19 protein-coding genes are annotated in these 18,349 nt (G+C 40.9%); 12 read left to right on the top strand and 7 right to left on the bottom strand.

Annotated features, from left to right (window positions below):
* The first annotated feature begins 88 nt into the window (after positions 1-88).
* The 9 genes from DZC72_RS12530 to DZC72_RS12570 all read left to right on the top strand — a co-directional run bounded on the left by DZC72_RS12530 (position 89) and on the right by DZC72_RS12570 (position 8,225).
* Entirely contained in the window at positions 89-1,162 is a 1,074-nt protein-coding gene (locus DZC72_RS12530; RefSeq protein WP_125223261.1) for an acyl-CoA reductase, read from the top strand.
* A 61-nt stretch (positions 1,163-1,223) separates the two neighbouring features.
* Positions 1,224-2,288, top strand: coding sequence for a 3-phosphoserine/phosphohydroxythreonine transaminase (serC, locus tag DZC72_RS12535; RefSeq protein ID WP_125223262.1), 1,065 nt, complete (start codon positions 1,224-1,226; stop codon positions 2,286-2,288).
* Between the two features lie 4 nt (positions 2,289-2,292).
* Positions 2,293-3,243, top strand: coding sequence for a D-2-hydroxyacid dehydrogenase (locus DZC72_RS12540; RefSeq protein ID WP_125223263.1), 951 nt, complete (start codon positions 2,293-2,295; stop codon positions 3,241-3,243).
* 66 nt (positions 3,244-3,309) lie between these two features.
* Positions 3,310-3,942 (top strand): DUF937 domain-containing protein, encoded by a 633-nt coding sequence (locus DZC72_RS12545; protein ID WP_125223264.1) that lies wholly within the window; start codon positions 3,310-3,312, stop codon positions 3,940-3,942.
* A gap of 67 nt (positions 3,943-4,009) precedes the next feature.
* A complete protein-coding gene (locus DZC72_RS12550; RefSeq protein ID WP_243641733.1) occupies positions 4,010-4,477 on the top strand; it encodes a DUF6146 family protein in 468 nt (155 codons plus the stop codon).
* A 30-nt stretch (positions 4,478-4,507) separates the two neighbouring features.
* Positions 4,508-4,828: a DUF6787 family protein gene (locus DZC72_RS12555; protein WP_125223265.1), complete on the top strand. Its 321-nt coding sequence runs from the start codon at positions 4,508-4,510 to the stop codon at positions 4,826-4,828.
* A gap of 46 nt (positions 4,829-4,874) precedes the next feature.
* Positions 4,875-5,177 (top strand): hypothetical protein, encoded by a 303-nt coding sequence (locus DZC72_RS12560; RefSeq protein ID WP_125223266.1) that lies wholly within the window; start codon positions 4,875-4,877, stop codon positions 5,175-5,177.
* Between the two features lie 63 nt (positions 5,178-5,240).
* Complete coding sequence (locus DZC72_RS12565; RefSeq protein WP_125223267.1) at positions 5,241-7,634, top strand: TonB-dependent receptor; 2,394 nt, start codon at positions 5,241-5,243, stop codon at positions 7,632-7,634.
* A gap of 15 nt (positions 7,635-7,649) precedes the next feature.
* On the top strand, positions 7,650-8,225 hold the full coding sequence (locus tag DZC72_RS12570; RefSeq protein WP_243641734.1) for a type 1 periplasmic binding fold superfamily protein: 576 nt from the start codon (positions 7,650-7,652) through the stop codon (positions 8,223-8,225).
* A gap of 146 nt (positions 8,226-8,371) precedes the next feature.
* Here the strand turns inward: DZC72_RS12570 and DZC72_RS12575 are convergent, their stop codons facing one another.
* The 4 genes from DZC72_RS12575 to folE form a co-directional block, all read right to left on the bottom strand.
* Positions 8,372-8,815 (bottom strand): monoheme cytochrome C, encoded by a 444-nt coding sequence (locus tag DZC72_RS12575; protein WP_125223268.1) that lies wholly within the window; start codon positions 8,813-8,815, stop codon positions 8,372-8,374.
* 16 nt (positions 8,816-8,831) lie between these two features.
* On the bottom strand, positions 8,832-10,052 hold the full coding sequence (locus DZC72_RS12580; protein WP_125223269.1) for a sulfite oxidase: 1,221 nt from the start codon (positions 10,050-10,052) through the stop codon (positions 8,832-8,834).
* Positions 10,053-10,102: 50 nt separating this feature from the next.
* A complete protein-coding gene (locus tag DZC72_RS12585) occupies positions 10,103-10,402 on the bottom strand; it encodes a hypothetical protein (RefSeq protein ID WP_125223270.1) in 300 nt (99 codons plus the stop codon).
* 208 nt (positions 10,403-10,610) lie between these two features.
* Entirely contained in the window at positions 10,611-11,210 is a 600-nt protein-coding gene (folE, locus tag DZC72_RS12590; RefSeq protein ID WP_099546447.1) for a GTP cyclohydrolase I FolE, read from the bottom strand.
* A gap of 207 nt (positions 11,211-11,417) precedes the next feature.
* On the opposite strand from folE, the gene DZC72_RS12595 reads away from it, so the two are divergent.
* From DZC72_RS12595 to DZC72_RS12605, 3 genes are read left to right on the top strand one after another with little or no spacing between them, the layout of a single operon-like run.
* Positions 11,418-12,098 carry an ABC transporter ATP-binding protein gene (locus DZC72_RS12595; RefSeq protein ID WP_125223271.1) on the top strand — a complete coding sequence of 227 codons (681 nt, stop codon included), beginning with the start codon at positions 11,418-11,420 and terminating at the stop codon, positions 12,096-12,098.
* A gap of 4 nt (positions 12,099-12,102) precedes the next feature.
* Positions 12,103-12,657, top strand: coding sequence for a CPBP family intramembrane glutamic endopeptidase (locus tag DZC72_RS12600; protein WP_165869317.1), 555 nt, complete (start codon positions 12,103-12,105; stop codon positions 12,655-12,657).
* Positions 12,657-13,421 carry a TIGR02757 family protein gene (locus tag DZC72_RS12605; RefSeq protein ID WP_125223273.1) on the top strand — a complete coding sequence of 255 codons (765 nt, stop codon included), beginning with the start codon at positions 12,657-12,659 and terminating at the stop codon, positions 13,419-13,421. The genes DZC72_RS12600 and DZC72_RS12605 overlap by 1 nt, the downstream gene beginning before the upstream one ends.
* On the opposite strand, the gene DZC72_RS12610 is transcribed toward DZC72_RS12605, so the two are convergent.
* From DZC72_RS12610 to DZC72_RS12620, 3 genes are all read right to left on the bottom strand, one after another.
* Positions 13,418-15,247, bottom strand: a complete 1,830-nt coding sequence (locus tag DZC72_RS12610; protein WP_125223274.1) for a cytochrome-c peroxidase — start codon at positions 15,245-15,247, stop codon at positions 13,418-13,420. The two genes, DZC72_RS12605 and DZC72_RS12610, sit on opposite strands and share 4 nt — an antisense overlap.
* Positions 15,248-15,320: 73 nt before the next feature.
* Positions 15,321-16,943, bottom strand: a complete 1,623-nt coding sequence (locus DZC72_RS12615) for an alkaline phosphatase PhoX (protein WP_165869318.1) — start codon at positions 16,941-16,943, stop codon at positions 15,321-15,323.
* Positions 16,944-17,103: 160 nt separating this feature from the next.
* Positions 17,104-18,240, bottom strand: coding sequence for a Gfo/Idh/MocA family protein (locus DZC72_RS12620; RefSeq protein WP_125223276.1), 1,137 nt, complete (start codon positions 18,238-18,240; stop codon positions 17,104-17,106).
* Between the last annotated feature and the right edge of the window lie 109 nt (positions 18,241-18,349).

Genomic DNA, 18,349 nt, shown 5'->3' on the forward strand with positions numbered 1-18,349 from the left:
TCTTTGGGTACTTCTGTCCCGCACTTTTTCAATTCAGAATCTTACTTTTGCACAAAAGTAAACCCTAGTAAACTTGTATACAAATATAATGGCAGAACAACCAGAAACTATAAAAGCTTTTGTTAAACTCGGAGAATTTTTGGGTGATTACTGCCAATTTGCCAAAGGGAACCTTGAATTTAATGAAGACCAAATTAAGTGGTTGCATAAACTGGATGATTTGGTGGCAAGGGCTGCGAGTCATAACGGTTGGTTCACCCAGGGAAATATTTTATACGCTTTTGAACAATGGTCCACCGCATTGAAAACCGATAACTTAAAAAAATGGTTGGACCAATACGATATTCAAAATTCCAACCCAATGACCGTAGCCATTATTATGGCAGGCAATATTCCCTTGGTTGGATTTCATGATTTTTTATCGGTTTTGGTGACAGGAAACAAGGCGCTTGTAAAGTTATCCAGCAATGATAAAATTTTGTTGCCCTTTTTTACCGAATATCTAACAACGCTGGAACCCCTACTTTTAGGGTATATAAAATTTTCGGATGAAATCCTGACCGATTATGATGCGGTAATCGCTACGGGAAGCAACAATACCGCCCGCTATTTCGAGTATTATTTCGGCAAAAAACCGAACATTATTCGAAAAAACAGGAACTCCGTAGCGATTATTCATGGTGACGAAACACCCGAAACTCTTTCGCTTTTGGGCGAGGATATTTTCCGATATTACGGGCTTGGATGTAGAAGCGTATCCAAAATCATGGTTCCCCGGGGATATGATTTTGACAACTTCTACAAAGCCGTTTACTCATTTAAGGATATCATTGACGAGAACAAGTACGCCAATAACTACGACTATAACAAAGCGGTTTATCTTATGAGCGAATTCAAGTTTTTGGATAACGGTTTTCTTTTATTGAAAGAGGATGCAGGTTATGCCTCGCCCATAGCTTCCCTTTTTTATCAATATTATGATTCCAAGGAGTATTTGGATGAGACCTTAAAAAGGGATGCAGATAAAATCCAGTGTATTGTTTCTTCCAGACCCAGAAGAGACCACATTGCCTTTGGTGATTCGCAAAAACCAGCGCTTTGGGACTATGCGGATGGCGTGGACACTGTTGAATTCCTGTTAAAAATATCCAACAATAATTGAATCTATCTTTATTCTAAATCAATAGAAATTTCTGACCTTTATCCCCTTAATCAATTAAAAAATGCAAAAACATAATTTTAGTGCCGGACCATGTGTTCTTCCGAGAGAAGTCCTTCTTAAAGCTTCTGAGGCTGTAATGGATTTTAACGGTTCTGGACTATCGTTAATAGAAATCTCCCACCGTAGTAAGGATTTTGTGGCCGTCATGGATCGTGCCCGATCCCTCGTTTTGGAACTATTGAATCTTGAAGGAAAGGGATACCATGCCCTATTCCTACAAGGGGGTGCCAGCATGGAGTTTTTAATGGTTGCCTATAACCTTCTAGAAACGAAGGCAGGTTATCTAAATACGGGCACTTGGAGCGATAAAGCAATAAAAGAGGCCAAACTCTTTGGAGAAGTGGTAGAAGTAGGATCTTCCAAGGACGAGAACTTCAACTACATCCCAAAGGGCTATGCTGTTCCTTCCGGATTGGATTATTTGCACCTTACTTCCAATAATACCATATTCGGTACCCAGTTTAAAAAATTTCCTACGACAGACGCACCTTTGGTCTGTGATATGAGTTCCGATATTTTCTCAAGGGTGCTGGACTTTTCAAAGTTCGATTTGATTTACGCAGGAGCGCAAAAAAACATGGGTCCTGCCGGAACTACCTTGGTTGTTGTGAAGGAGGAAATATTGGGTAAGGTATCTAGAAAAATACCTTCCATGTTGAACTATAAAATTCATATCGACAAAGAAAGCATGTACAACACTCCGCCTGTATTTGCAGTGTATACTTCCATGCTCACCTTGGAGTGGCTAAAAAACCTTGGAGGAATCGCCGCCATTGAGCAAATAAATGAGAAAAAAGCACAGTTGCTTTATTCTGAAATCGACTTGAATCCCGTATTCGAGGGATATGCCAATAAAAACGACCGTTCCATTATGAATGCCACCTTCAACCTAACGGAGGAAGGACTTAAGGATACTTTTGAAGCTATGTTGAAAGAAGCCGGAATCAATGGCCTTAACGGACACCGATCAGTTGGTGGATACAGAGCCAGTATGTACAATGCGTTATCTCTAGAGAGCGTTGGCGTCCTAGTGGATGTAATGAGCGAAATGGAACGCAAAGCATAACAAAATGAAGATATTGGCGAACGATGGAATATCCGATAAGGGTATTTCTCTTCTTGAAAATAAAGGATTTAAAGTAATTACAACGCATGTTGCCCAAGAGCAGCTAGGAAACTATATAAACCAGAACGATGTCACCTGTCTTTTGGTTCGAAGTGCCACCAAGGTGGATAGAAACTTAATCGATGCCTGTCCCAAGCTAAAGCTTATTGGCCGTGGTGGCGTAGGTATGGACAATATAGATGTGGAATATGCCCAGAAAAAGGGCATTCAAGTAATAAATACGCCATCTGCGTCCTCACTATCCGTGGCGGAATTGGTATTTGCCCATCTATATGGAGGCGTTCGTTTTTTATACGATGCCAATAGAAATATGCCTTTAGAGGGGGATAGCAAGTTCAAACAGCTAAAAAAAACCTACGGAAACGGGAAGGAGCTTGCCGGTAAGACTTTGGGCATTATAGGTTTTGGCCGGATAGGTCAGGCGGTAGCCAAATTGGCCTTGGGTGCTGGAATGAAAGTAATTTTCTTTGACCCCTTGTTGGACGACGTTTCTTTGACCCTCTCCTTTTTTGATGGACAATCCGTGACATTCAATCTAAAAAAAACGGATAAGGACCAATTGTTAAAAGTGTCCGACTTTATTACCGTTCACGTTCCTGCACAGAAAAATTACGTTTTGGGCAGCAGGGAATTTGAATTGATGAAAGATGGTGTAGGTATCATCAATGCGGCCAGAGGTGGCGTTATTGATGAAGTTGCCCTCGTGGATGCTTTGGAAAGCAATAAGGTCTCCTTTGCAGGGATGGACGTGTACGAGTCGGAACCCCAACCTGAAATTAGGATACTAATGCATCCAAAAATATCCTTGACACCACACATTGGAGGCGCTACAAACGAAGCACAGGACAGGATAGGAATTGAGTTGGCGGAACAAATAATTTATCATTTTAAATAGTGTTTTTTTGCAACTTTTTTGAACTCTTTTTGTACATTACCATCAGAACATTAAATTAACTATAAAATGGCAGGATTATTAGACTTATTGAATAGCCCAATAGGCAAGCAATTAATTAGCGGTGTCGCCGGACAGACCAATCAACCGGAAAATAAAACGGCCGATGTACTTAGCATGGCCATGCCACTTATTTTGGGTGCCATGAAAAAAAATGTAAAATCCCCAAATGGCGCGGAAGGTTTGATGAGTGCCTTGAACAACAAACACGACGGTAGTATTTTGGACAATCTGGGAGGACTGTTCCAAGGAGGTGTGGATGATTCCGTAATTAATGACGGGGCCGGTATCCTTGGCCATGTTTTTGGTGGCAAACAACCACAGGTAGAAAATGCGCTAAGCCAAAAATCCGGTCTTGATGCGGGTACTATAAGCCAAATCCTTAAAATAGCGGCTCCTATAGTGATGGGTTACTTGGGAAGAGAAACTTCCCAAAACAGGGTGAACGATTCTAATGGAATGAATGCACTTTTGGGAAGTATGCTTGGAGGTCAGCCACAACAAAACCAAAGTCTTATTACAACGCTTTTGGATGCGGATGGGGACGGAAGCATTTTGGACGACGTAGCGGGAATGGTTATGGGCAGTAATAAAAAGAAGGGCGGACTTGGTGGTCTCTTGGGAGGTCTCTTTGGTAGATAGTTCCTTTTAACCTTATTTAACGTAAGCCGTTTGAATAATCAAACGGCTTTTTTGTACCTTAAGCTTTATGAAAAGGAAAATTTTAAAAATATCATCTAGTATCGTAGGAATGATAGGGCTATGCCTTTTCCTTATACACTGTGGAGCTTCAAGAGAAGTTCTTTCCATTTCTGATCAAGAAAGAAAAGCCTTTGATGCGACTGAGGGTGACACCGTTAGAATAGCCAACGAGGAAACAGAGTATGAAATTATAATTATTGACCCTGGTTTTTATACCTGGTTGAATTCCATTGCAAGACCAGAAGGATATTATTCCCAATCCTTTTTGGAAAACAGGAATATTCTTATGGTCATGGAATGGAATAGAAGGGTCTTACAACCTGGACAGTTCAATCCAAATTTATATGAGCTGCAAATCGATTATAAATCGGAAATTGATTACGGATATGAAGTGAATTATAAACTGTACAATTATTTCATTTATTTCCAACGCAAGTATAATCAAAGACTAGGTCCTTTTTTACCTAGGATATAGGCTTTATCTTTGTGATCGAAAAATGGACAGATGCAGAGATTAAAACAGCGTTGGGGAATAGAAAATAATCTTCAACTCATTATTATATTCTTCGTTTTTGCAATAACCGGGTCTTCTTCGGTCTATGTTGCCAAACCTTTTTTAGATTTAATTGGTCTCCAGCAAGAAAATTTCCCCGAAACTTGGTGGAGTACCATAGCATATTGGACATTACGTATTCTTCTGATATTCCCATTTTACCAAGTGCTTTTGGTGGTCTATGGATGGATTTTTGGACAGTTTAAGTTCTTTTGGACCTTTGAAAAAAAGATGCTCAAAAGAATGGGGTTGGGTTTTTTGTTTAAGGGTTAAGTTTTATTTAACAATTATTATTGGAGCATTTACTAGTTTTGTAACTATGAGAGGTAGGTTATTTACATATCTGGCAGCTTTTGCTCTTTTCACCCTGATGCTATTCAAGGTGACATCCTTTCATATTTACACACATCAGGATAGTTCAGACAAAATCGAGAACTGTGAAACCTGTTACTTTTCCTTTCAGAATCAAAAAATTGATTTTAAGGTCGTTTCGGTTCTTCTCTTGGCAATAGTCGTTCTGGTTCCTGTGAGTAAGAAAATTTTGGTGGAGACAACTTCACTTCAGGCGTCCCCATCTATACACTTCAAACTCTTTGGGAGACCTCCCCCAATAGTGCGCTAATTTCTGTCCTTTAGAATCGATGTAAAGTTTATATCGATCAAAATTTAGCGTAAACACTCTTTAATGAAGTATTATTTAATACTACTTGTCGTATTTATGGGCATTAGTTTAAAGGCCCAGGATTGTAATTCCATTTTAGTGGGAGAAGTCTATGATTTTCATGATAACCGTCCACTAACGGGAGCTATCATTTCAATTACGGGTATGGACCGGACTACCATTTCCAAGGAAGATGGAAAGTTCAGTTTTAGAAACCTATGTAATGGTGTTATGGAATTGGAGGTCTCGCATCCTTCGTGTACCACGAAATTTGTGATAATTACCATCAGCGGGGATACCTTTGAAAAGGTTTTTTTAGAACATCATCTGGAAGAATTGAAAGAGGTTAAGGTTGTAGGTAATACTCCCAAAAACACGAATTCTGGTCAGGAGGAACAATTATCCCTGAGGGATATTGAGCGGAGCAGTGGTAACAGCCTTGGAGATGCCTTGAAGAAAATTGCAGGTGTATCTACCTTGAATACAGGGGGCAACATTGTAAAACCTGTGATACAGGGGTTGAACGGCAGTAGAATTTTAATACTCAACAACAACGTACGCATGCAGGACATGGAATGGGGAGATGAGCACGCGCCTAATGTGGATATTAATGCCAATCAAGGGATAAGCGTTATCAAAGGTGCCGCTGCCCTCGAATACGGTGGTGATGCCGTTGGAGGTGTGATTGTTTTAGATCCTTTGCCCATTGTAAGAAAAGATACGCTTTTTGGAAAGACACAAATGAACCTCTTTTCAAATGGTCGTGGCGGAAATATTACCAGTATGCTTACCAAATCCTATAACTCCGGTCTATTTGTAAAAGCGCAAGGGTCCTATAAGCTTTTGGGTGATTTGGAAGCACCGGATTATGTGTTGTCCAATACGGGGATACGTCAAATGGGTATTTCTTTGAATGTTGGCAAAAGAGATTTTGTGCAAGGCTGGGAAGCGTATTATTCCTTCTTCGATACCGAAATTGGAATTCTTAGGGCTTCTCATATTGGTAATGTGGATGACCTGATTCAATCCATCAATAATGAACGTCCAAATGTCATTAACGACTTTACCTATGATATTGCGAGGCCCAATCAAGAGGTTTCCCACCATCTTGCAAAACTGAATTACTACCGCAGAGTTGAAGGTTTTGGAAAGTGGACCATACAATATGATTTTCAGAAAAACCGTAGGTTCGAATATGATATTCGGGTAGGTGACGATGCGGATAAGGCATCCTTGGACCTGCAACTGACTACCCATTCCGTTTTAGCGGACCTCAAGTTCGATGCAAGGGAGGGCTTTGACCTAAAGGTAGGTGTTTTGGGAAGGTATCAAAACAATTTTGCCAATCCTGCAACTGGTGTCAGAAGGCTCATACCAGATTATGATAAATATGATCTTGGGGCATATGGAGTTGCCGAGTATCACCTAAATGATTCTTGGACCATAGATGGAGGTTTACGCTATGATTTCAATAGGATAAACGCCAAAAAGTTTTATCGCAGCTCTAGATGGGAAGAAAGAGGCTATGACCAGGATTTCGGAGAAATTGTAATTGAGGATTTGGGAACTCAACTCCTTACCAATCCAATATTCAATTTTCACAATTTTTCCGGTAGTACTGGCCTTAATTATGAAATGGACGGCGAAAACTTGTTGAGGGTGAACTATGTCTATTCCCAAAGGTCGCCCAATCCATCTGAACTCTTCAGTGACGGACTCCATCATTCAGCTGCAAGAATTGAATTGGGAGATTTACGTATACAGAGTGAAAAATCGTCAAAGATTTCGATTTCGTTGGAAAGAAATTCCTTGGAATGGGGATATACCCTTGCACCTTATTTGAACAGGATTAACGATTTCATCATCTTGGAACCAACCGGTGCAGAATTTACCATTAGGGGCGCCTTCCCTGTTTGGTCATACAGGCAAACAAACGCTTCATTGATTGGTTTTGACGCATCTATTTTTAAAAATTGGAACAATAATATACGTACGGAACATAAATTTTCTTGGGTTCGCGGTACCGATACCAAAACCGATATCCCATTGATAAATATTCCGGCGGCAAACTTGAACAATAGTATTGAATTTAAAATTCCAGCATGGAATAACTTTACGTTTGGCATGGAAAGTCGATTTGTTTTTGAACAAAAAAGATTTCCCCCAAACATTACCGTATTCTCTCCTGAACAGCAACAAGATGTACTTTTGGCCATCAATACACCACCGCCGGCCTATCATCTACTCGACCTTAACGCGGAAACATCCTTCTCGCTTAAGAACGATAATGATTTAACCTTAGGGCTGGGTGCAACCAACCTATTAAATACTTCCTACCGGGATTATTTGAACAGGTTACGATATTTTGTTGATGATATGGGAAGAAATATTAATCTAAGAATCATTTATCATTATTAATAAAAATAAACAACTATGAATACAATTAAATTAAAAATGCAAAACAGTTCGCTCAAATCGATTCTAGTCCTATGCTTTATGGCATTTGGCTTTATGTCATGTGACAATGACGACGATAATCCAGCGCCCATTGACGAGGAAGAGGTCATAACCACAATGAACGTTAGATTGACGGCTTCTGGTAGCCCTGTAACTTTAAGGTCCCAAGATTTGGACGGTGATGGGCCCAATCCTCCAGAAATTACGGTTTCAGGAAACTTGGTTGCAAATACCACCTATAATGGGAGTATCGAGCTATTGAACGAGACGGAAACTCCCGCGGAGGATATCACTGTGGAAGTTGAAGAAGAAGATGAAGAACATCAATTCTTTTTTACGGCTACAGGTGCGATTACGAGTGTTGATTACGATGACGAGGATGGTGATGGAAACCCGGTCGGTCTGAGTTTTACCTTGACTACGGGTGATGCGGGGAGCGGAACCCTACAAATTACCTTACGTCATGAACCCAAAAAGCCAAATGATGGAACTTTGGCCGATGCGGGCGGGGAAACAGATATCGTTCAAACCTTCACTTTGGTAGTGGAGTAAAGCGTCCCTTTAATTCGTCGATATTTTAAATTCTATATATACTATTAAAATTGTTCAAGTTGTAAAAAAGTCTTTCCTATTCAATGGAAAGACTTTTTTCATTTTGACCATTGAACAAACAGATATTTGAGAAATGCTAATTGGAATTATTTTGTATCCAAGGGATACCATTCAATGTCCGTTAGGGCCGCTCTCCTACCTTTTTTAAAAGTGGGATAGTTTGTAGTGAGATAATCTACAATAATCTTTTGATTTTCTCCCAAATCCCAAAGCCCTTGTGTTTCCTGCATCCACCGTATGGTTGCGTTCCACTGTTCCTTGCCCATTCTATTTTGAATGATCAATTTTGAGGAATGACAGGTCGTACAATTGGTAATGACCTCCTGTAGGCCCACGGCATCCACTAAACCCGTTCTAACATGCACTCCTTCAACAATAAGGTCCGGGTTTTCAACTTTTGGCTCTACTTCAACCAAATGGGTACCACCTGTACTCTTTATTTCCGATTCATTTAAAAAGAAAAAAATCGCGCCTATCAACAAAAGTAATAGACCTGCAATGGACAAATATATAGTTAGCTGTTTTTTCATTTTTACTTAAAAAGGGCTATACCACTTTTACGGCAATCCTATGACAGGCATTATTAAGATACCCTTTGGGATTCCATCCTGGAAGGACCATAGGCTGTTTATTTCCTTCACTGTCCGTTGCCCTTGCCCATACTTCATAATACCCTTTCTTTGTGAATTTTAAGTTGCTTTCAAAACGTTGCCAAGCCAATCGGTTAACTGGCCGACTTAATGAACATTTTTGCCAAGAAGACCCAAAGTCTATGGAAAATTCCATTTCTGAAACCTCAAGTTCTCCGGCCCAAGCATGTCCCGATATGTGAAAATTAGAGCCTAGCTCTATGATGGCCCCTGATTTGGGATAGGTTATCAAGGATTTTACGGGCATGGATTCAATGATGCACATATTCTCATCCGGCACTTCTTCACCCGGAGCCACCGTTTCACAGGGAACCCTATAGGAATCACCTCCCATTTTTTCCCCATCGTGGATTTTATTTCTAACACTGATCCTTTGTATCCACTTACCTGAAACGGAAGCCGGCCAACCCCCAGCAACCAGTCTTAGGGGAAAACCGTGGGCCAAAGGAATGTCTTCCCCATTCATCTCAAAAGCCAATAGGGTTTCATTTTGAAGGGCCTTTAACATGGGAACACCCCTTGAAATGGGTTCTTTGGAGGGGTTTCTGCTTAGATGTATATCAGCACCATGATATCCTATATAAACTGCATCTGATTTTATACCTACATCCTCTAACACATCACGCAATCTCACGCCGGTCCATTCGGCGCAGGATACGGCCCCTACGGTCCATTGGTTGCCCTTGGCGGGGGGATCGAATTCACTTCTTCCGTTTCCGCCACATTCCAATGTCAATTGATAAGTATACCTTTTGAATTTTGATTTTAAATCCTGTATAGCATATGATTTCTCTTGTTTAACAGATTCGCCATCTATGGTCAAAACCCAATTTTTGGCATCAATATTCTCAGGAATAATCCCATTATTCCTAATGAACATATACTTGTTGGGAGTGACCGCATCATTGAGAAGATGAGCCATTGCCTCCATATTCCATGGCTTATCGTTGAGCAGGACCATTTCAGGGTCCTTGTTGAACATTTTAAAGGGATTTGGGTCTTGAAAGGCCAATGGAACATAATCCGGAGGCATGAAATGCCTGAAAACGATATCGGTTAATACTACGGTGGAAAGGCCACCTAGACCCGCTTTTTTGACAAAATTTCTTCTTTTCAAGATGATTGGATTTGCTCCTAAAGTTACATCTTTTGAAAATTAGGAAGAAATTATGCCTCTATCGTTTTTTGTTTCTTGGCAGACTTGAATACGTAGGTATAAAACCACATGATGGTAAACGTTGGTATTACGTCCAAACCTGGAATGATTTCTTCAATAAAGGTTATTATACCTGCGGCCTGACCAATTTTTCCCTTGTACATTCGAGTCATCAACCAACCGGACAATGGGGCCCAAATAATATCGGAAAACTCACCTACGAAGGGTATGGCAAAGGACAGCATTCCTATAGCGTCGAACAGCAATCCCAGGAACAATTGCCTATATTTTTTATCAGTAGTTTTTGACATGTTATAAATTTAAAAAACCTACTCAAAAGAACAATAACAATGCCAAAATACTGAAAGAAAATTGAATATCCGTTTCAAAACATTTACCAAGGGAACCTCAGGCAACTTCAAGAGTCAATTTTATAAATCCTTTTTTTTACTCCCCACGAATGACGCTACCAAAATAAGGAATAGGGCAATCGTGGGAAGAACTACCAAGGATGTCCAATTAAGACAAATCTGAGCTTATCAATTTCAAGAACTCGTTTCGGGTCTCTATTTTTTCAAATTGCCCTCTAAAACCAGAGGTTGTGGTTACGGAATTCTGTTTTTGCACCCCTCGCATCATCATACACATATGGGAAGCCTCGATTACCACGGCAACACCTTTTGGCTGTAAGGTATTATTGATGCATTCCAAAATATCATGGGTCAGACGTTCCTGCACCTGTAATCTGCGTGCAAATACATCCACGATTCTAGGGATTTTACTAAGTCCAACTATATGTCCGTTTGGTATATAGGCAACGTGTGCCTTGCCAAAAAATGGTAACATATGATGCTCGCACAAGGAATATAGCTCAATATCCTTTATGATGACCATATCATCATAATCTTCCTTGAACATGGCCCCTCTCAAGATTTCCTCTGCGTCCTGTTTATAGCCTTGGGTCAAGAATAACATGGCTTTTGCCGCTCTTTCCGGGGTTTTTAAAAGTCCTTCCCTGCTTTTGTCCTCCCCTATTTCATCAATGACCGATGCAAATTTTTCTTTGATTCCATCGGTTATTTCCATATTGTATTCCTCTAAATTTCTGTATGGAGCCATTTATTTTGTTTAAGTAAGTGAATATTTTATTGAACAAAAATATTCATTGTGTTTTCAATACAAGCCAATATATCGTTAAAATTCGAAATCAACAATCAAATAAATCATCCGTCGAAGCAATCAAAATTCCAATAGCAGTAGAAAGGACTCATGGATTTTTTTATCTGAACCCCATTCTTTAATTTCACCAGTTCATTAAACCATGATATGATCAAAGCCACAAACATCCATAAATATTATGGGGAATTGGAAGTACTGAAGGGTGTTGACCTCCACATAAAACAAGGGGAAATCGTTTCCATTGTTGGTGCTTCGGGTGCTGGAAAGACGACACTTTTACAAATTCTGGGCACTTTGGATGTCCTTTCAAATACCAATGACGGGACGTTATTTGTAAACGGAACGGAGACGACCAAATTATCTGACAAGGAGTTGGCCAAGTTTAGAAATGAGCACATTGGTTTTATTTTTCAATTCCATCAACTATTGCCGGAGTTTACGGCGGTGGAAAATGTATGTCTACCTGCATTCATAAAAAAGATGCCCAAAGGGGAGGCCGAAAAAAAAGCCAAGGAGCTGCTTGATTTTTTAGGACTATCCCATCGCTATGACCATAAGCCCTCAGAACTTTCCGGTGGAGAACAGCAAAGAGTGGCAGTGGCCCGCGCACTGATAAATAATCCCTCTATCATTTTTGCCGATGAACCCAGCGGAAACTTGGACTCTGAAAGTGCCGACAATCTTCACAATTTGTTTTTTGAACTTCGCGAAAAATTCGGGCAGACATTTGTAATTGTCACCCACAACGAGGAACTCGCAGAAATGGCCGATAGAAAATTGACCATGGTCGATGGTAAAATTATTGATAAAGAGGTCATACTTTCCTGAAACCATGCTAGAGGAGATTGTTCTGTTTTTAAAAAAACCGGTTTACAAAGAAGAGGCTTCCACGAGTATACATAGGAAACTCATATATATTGTCAAATTGGCAATACTTGCCATTTCCCTCAGTGTGGTTCTGAGCCTCCTTATTGGTTTAATGGAGTCCATCTTTGGCCTTGAGCTAGGGAAACATGCCATGGACGATTTTCTTGAAAACTACCCCATAATCTACCTTTTACTGTTCGCTGTGATCGGTGCGCCTCTTATAGAGGAATTACTGTTCCGGGGACCTATGGTTTGGTTCAGACAATCAAAATTTTTCCCGATTGCCTTTTATGTCCTGACGGCCGGATTTGGTTTTCTGCATATCTCAAATTACGAGATGAGTCCACAAAATCTGTTGCTATCGCCCATTCTAGTGGCACCCCAATTGGCTGCGGGATTGTTACTTGGGTTCACTAGGGTGAAATTCGGGCTATTATATTCCATCCTCTTGCATGCACTATATAACTTAATTCTTGTCGGTCCCATTTTTGTGTTCAAACTCTTAGATATCCCTATGTAATGAACAAAAAGGAACTAAAAGAGTTTTTAGACCAAAAGGTCATCGAATATAACAATCCCAAGTTTTTGGAATCCGATCCCATTCAAATCCCCCATCGGTATAACAAAAAGGAGGACATAGAGATCAGTGGTTTTTTAACGGCGACCATTGCTTGGGGAAATCGCAAAAGTATAATAAACAATGCCCAAAAGATGATGCATCTTTTGGACGATAGCCCTCATGACTTCGTGCTGAACCACACAGAAGCGGATCTGGAAACTATGCAAGACTTTGTCCATAGGACCTTCAATGGCACTGACCTTTCTTACTTTATTAGGAGCCTCAAGCACATCTTTAACAACTACAATGGGCTCGAAGGGATTTTTACCCAAAATCAGGGTAAAACCTCTTTGCAACCCACCATTTCAGTTTTTAAAGAACACTTCTTTGAACTCCCGTTTGAGAGACGTACGGCAAAACATGTGTCCGACCCCTTGAAAGGTTCAGCGGCAAAACGTATCAATATGTACCTACGTTGGATGGTACGTAGTGCCAATACCCATGTCGATTTTGGGCTGTGGAAAGGTATCCCGGCCTCTAAATTGTCCTGCCCTTTGGACGTACATTCCGGCAATGTGGCCCGGAAACTTCAAGTACTCAAACGCAAACAGAATGATGCCAAGGCCTTGGAGGAACTGGACAGGAATCTAAGAAAGTTGGATCCTACCGACCCCGTAAAATATGATTTCGCTCTTTTTGGTTTGGGTGTGTTTGAAAAGTTTTAGTTCAGGCTTTCAAATTCCTTATCGGTCAGGGTTTTTAAGAATGCGATAATGGCCTTTGATTCGTTGTCCGTCAACCCCTGGGAATCAGGAGGAAGGGTCTGATTGGGAACATCAAGTCCCATTCCCTGACCGCCGCCCACATTATAAAAAGTAATGACATCTTCCAGGTTGTCGTACACGCCATTATGCATGTAGGGCGCGGTCACTTCACTATTTCGTACGGTAGATGTTTTAAAAAAATTACGTTTCTCTGCCACCTTATATGGAAAATATTGTCCCATATCCTCATCCAATTCCGGGTGGTCAAAATCATCGGTTTTTGGTACCCCTAAATTTTCAAATTCGGTTTCCATGTATTTGGGAGGAACCGTACCATTGAAAGCCGGGGGGAAATGACATGTGGCGCATGCAGCCTTGCCCATAAAAAGATTGAAACCTTCTATTTCCTCGTCCGTAAGTGATGCTTCCAAATCCTGCATATTTCTGTCAAATTTGGAATCGAAAGGAGCCAAGCTTCGTATGTACGTCGCAATGGCGTTACGTACATTCAGGTCGGAAATGGTACCCTTGTACAACGAATCGAACTGAACCTTATAATCGGCATTCGCTTGAACTTTTTGCTCCAAAAGTTTTAAATCGATATGAAACTCGTCCTCATTGTTCGCTACGTTTACGATTTGATCCTCGAGACCATCCGAACGACCATCGTAAAAGAACGAGGTTTGATAGGCTGCGTAACTTAACGTAGGGGTGTTTCGTTGAAGCTCTTTATTGTTAATGCCGATTGCTATTTTCCGTCCGTCCGAAAAGGCTTTCTCCTTTATATGACAAGAAGCACAGCTTATGGTTCCGGTACTTGACAAAGAGGGGTCGTTGAAGAGTTTTCTCCCCAATTCAATACGATCCTGGGTCATTTGCGGATCCCGTTGTTCCGAAAACATTTTCATATTGAAAAAGTCTTTATTGAACAGATTGGCAACGGAAGGATTTAAAGTGCGGGACGTGTTCATGGAAATCCCCCAATCGCTGGCAGTCAAATGGATTAATTTCAATTGTTTGTTGGTGTGATCTTTTAAAAAGGCGTATCGGTCAAAACTGTCAAAATCGGAAGCATTTAAATCCTTTATCGTTAAGGCGATTTCGGTCTTCCAATGCTCATAGAGGGATTTGTCGTTGAAGGCATTTTCATAAATATCGATAACCTTGGCAAGGGTTTCGTAATTGTATACCGCTTCTTTCATGGAATTTGACAACATGGGGGAATCAAAGCCTGAAATGCCCTTGGTCGCAATGTTTACCACGGCATCACGAATCATCTTGAGGTGATGTCGATCTCTTTGATTGATCAGGATATGATTCTTTCTAACAAAAGGTATGCGCACCTTTAAGTATTCCAATATGGTATTTAATTCCTTGTTGGAAAAGCCTTCTTCGGCAAACAAAAGTTCCTCCAAAACTTGAAAACTTTTCGGGTGAAGCACCTTAATATCCTGATAATCGTCTATTTCTACCTTTACTAGGTTTGGTGCGTTCATGGAAAGGTAATTTTCATAATCATAAGCGATGAGCATGGGCTCTGCCCTCTTATACCATTCTCTAGACTTTAAAAATAATTCCCGATTGGCCTCTATTGAGTTTAAGGTGTCCATTTGCGAAATAAACTGCGCCGTGCTATCCAAAGTAGTGAAGTAATGCGCTCGTATGGATTCATTAAATACGGATTCCATGTCATTTGAAGCCAACAATTTAGGTTCCTTATCCTCTTTGCATGAAATCATCAACACAAATGTGGTACCCATAATCAATCCTAAATCTTTTATTCCCATATTCGTTTGATTTTTAGAATAGATAAAAGGGTTTCTTTTCGAAGAAACCCTTTTTTAAAATTTTTAAGTCCGATTATCTAGGTAAGCCTGTTACTTTAAAAAGGAAGGAACCTTCCAAGGTAGCACTGGATTCATCGATGGCCGTTGGATCCACAAACTTCAATCCGTCCGCACGAACAGCAGTTTCAGGAGTCGTACTGAAATTCCATCCATGTACCTGTGCACCGCCCATAAAGGTTGGCTCGGAAGCACCAATTACATCGGTCACATCGATTAGACCAGTTATTTCCCACATATCGGTAGTAGTTCCCAAACCTAATCCTGCCGCAACGGTCTGGTTACACTCCATGACCTCTACAAAGGCACCGGTATTCAAATCCAATTGCCATAATTTTGCAAATCCGGAAATATCGGCATTCAAAGAAGCATAACCATTGGGGTCTTCTTGGATATAGGCATAGTTTTCGGTTACCAAAATATTATCTGGAGAATGCATTCCATCACCCTTTCCGCCTTCCAAATCACCATCCACCACAACGGTCAATTTCGCGTCACCGGTAGGATTATCTGGATTGAGTTCCAATTTATATACCCTACCAAATCCGGTCCCTCTCAAGTTAAGGTCTGGGTTATCGCCCCGTATCCTTCCGGTGGCATTGAAATAAACTTCTCTGTTGGCCTGGGCAGAACCCTTTCTCCAGTCAATATCCTCAATTCGCTGAAAGCCTATCGCAGATGAATCGATGGCCTCTTGGTTCAATTCGGCCAAGGTCCTTTCCGTAACTTCTACCCATTCAACATCATACTCGATATCTTCGGCCATTCCCATTTCAAACAATTGTCCACCTGCACCAGGTGCGGATTCCACAGGGTTTTTCCCTCTCAACACATATAATTTCCCACCATACAAATCTCCTCTAGAACCTACGTACATTCCAAAATGTGCTTGTGGATAGGTATTATTACTATCATCATCTCCCATAAACACAACGGTTTGGGACGGATAGGCATCCTTACCGATCACCACGGCATTTTCCGTGGACCACTCGCCCATAGCAGGAAGTCTTTCGGCCTCTACCCTATTTTCCACGGCTCTAAAAGGATTTACTTTGTAGACGCCTTTGGCGTTTCCTCCCCATTCACCGCCGGAAAGGTACAAAGGCCCAAATCCATGTTCCTCAACGGTTACCGAAGAACCTGAACACATAGCTGTAAAGGCAGTGGCGGTTGAATTGACGATGTAATCCCCTTCCATGGGCTCTAAATTCGAGTTCATTCGGATTCGGGCAATGGAATAATCGGCCTCCAAATTGTTGATAAATGCGTACGTACCATCTCCATAGGGATACAAAGCGGCACCGTCCATATAAGAACCATATACAAAGGTGGAATCCGATGCTAAGATATCAGCGGAAGAAAGAATCATTTTTAGATTGGCGGAACTTGCAAAAGAACCTTTCAATTCAAAAACATCATCAGGCACTACAGAACTGGTCAAAGGTACCATTTCCTCAATGGTAAGGTCCTGTCCGTCCTCTCCGTCCTGACCATCTACCCCATCCCTTCCGTCAACACCGTCGATGCCGTCACGACCGTCCATACCATCGAGCCCGTCCTCCGGATTACAACTAACGGCCGCAATCCCAAGCAGGGAAAGCGCACAGATTTTAAACAATACATTTTTTGATTTTTTCATTTTCGTTACAGTTTTCAGGTTATGAATAGTCCAAAACTATAACGAGTACCTTGTTATAAGGTGTCCTTAAAATTAGGAATGTATTACGATTAGTTTTCCTAAATGTTAGGGCTTTAATTTAATGTAAATTCACCGTTTATAAATTCATTGTAAGTTGGTTTTAGCCCACGATGCCCATGTTGCCCAAATCCAGCATTTGTTTTTTTCCGCCTTCCGCAATAGACCTGTAGATAGCCTCCACAATGATCATGTCCCTCTTCCCCATTTCCCCAGGGGCCACATTTGGTGTTCCCATGAGTATGTGTTTGACAAAATCGTCCATTTGAAGAGCCTGCTGCCTTTGATGTGGAAAACTGATGACGTTTCCGTTGGATGTTCTACCGCTGATGGGCCCATAGCTATGGGCAGGATCCAATTCAAACCAACCATTGCTGCAATGTGATTTTAGCCTGTTTCCATTGGCATTATGGGAGGTCATCATATGGGCGACGGCATCATTGGGAAATTCGAATTGGGCCGTTATGGTTTCGTCCGTATCCTTAAAATAATCGGGTCTGGTACTAAATTCCTGTGCCGAAACCGATGAAGGGTTTGACCCACAACCGTAAATACTGGTCTGTATGGAATAAACGCCCATGTTCATCAAGGCACCTCCACCGGATAATTCCTTATTTAGTCGCCATTGATCCGGATTCCCATTGGAAATATATCCTGCATCCGAAGAAACAAAATGAACATCCCCAAATGTCTTTTCGGCTACATATTTTTTTACTTCCTTCGTGTACGGGTCGGATTGCATTCTATATCCAACAGATAACTTTACGCCCGCTTTGTTACAGGCATCAATGATAGCATCGCATTCGGCAACATTTAAGGCCATAGGTTTCTCACAAATTACATGTTTACCTGCCTTCGCGGCACGAATACTAAAATCCGCATGCATACTGTTAGGAAGTACCACATAAACGATATCAATCGCTTCGTTGTTTGCGATACTATCAAAATTTTCATAGTTAAAGGTGTTCTCCTTTGGTATTGCATATTTTTCTTGCCAGATTTTTTCCTTTTCACGGGTCCCAGTAACGATTCCCGCCAAGTAGCAGTGTTCAGTATCCTGCAATGAAGGTGCCAATTGATATGTGCTATAACTTCCAAGCCCAACCAAAGCGATACCCAATTTTTTATTTAGTGCTTTTGTACTTTGGCCACAGGCCAAACTCGTGCCTCCCAACAAGGTACTTGCGGCAATTCCCTTTCCAAGGGTTATTCCAAAGTCGCGTCTCGTAAATATTTTCATTTTAAAAGAATATTAAAATAGTGTATCAATTTGATACACTCTTAAATATAATAAGAATTAAATTGAATTTTAGAACGGATTAAGAAATAGAATTATCTATATAATGGTT

This window comes from Maribacter algicola (assembly GCF_003933245.1).
Lineage (GTDB): Bacteria > Bacteroidota > Bacteroidia > Flavobacteriales > Flavobacteriaceae > Maribacter > Maribacter algicola.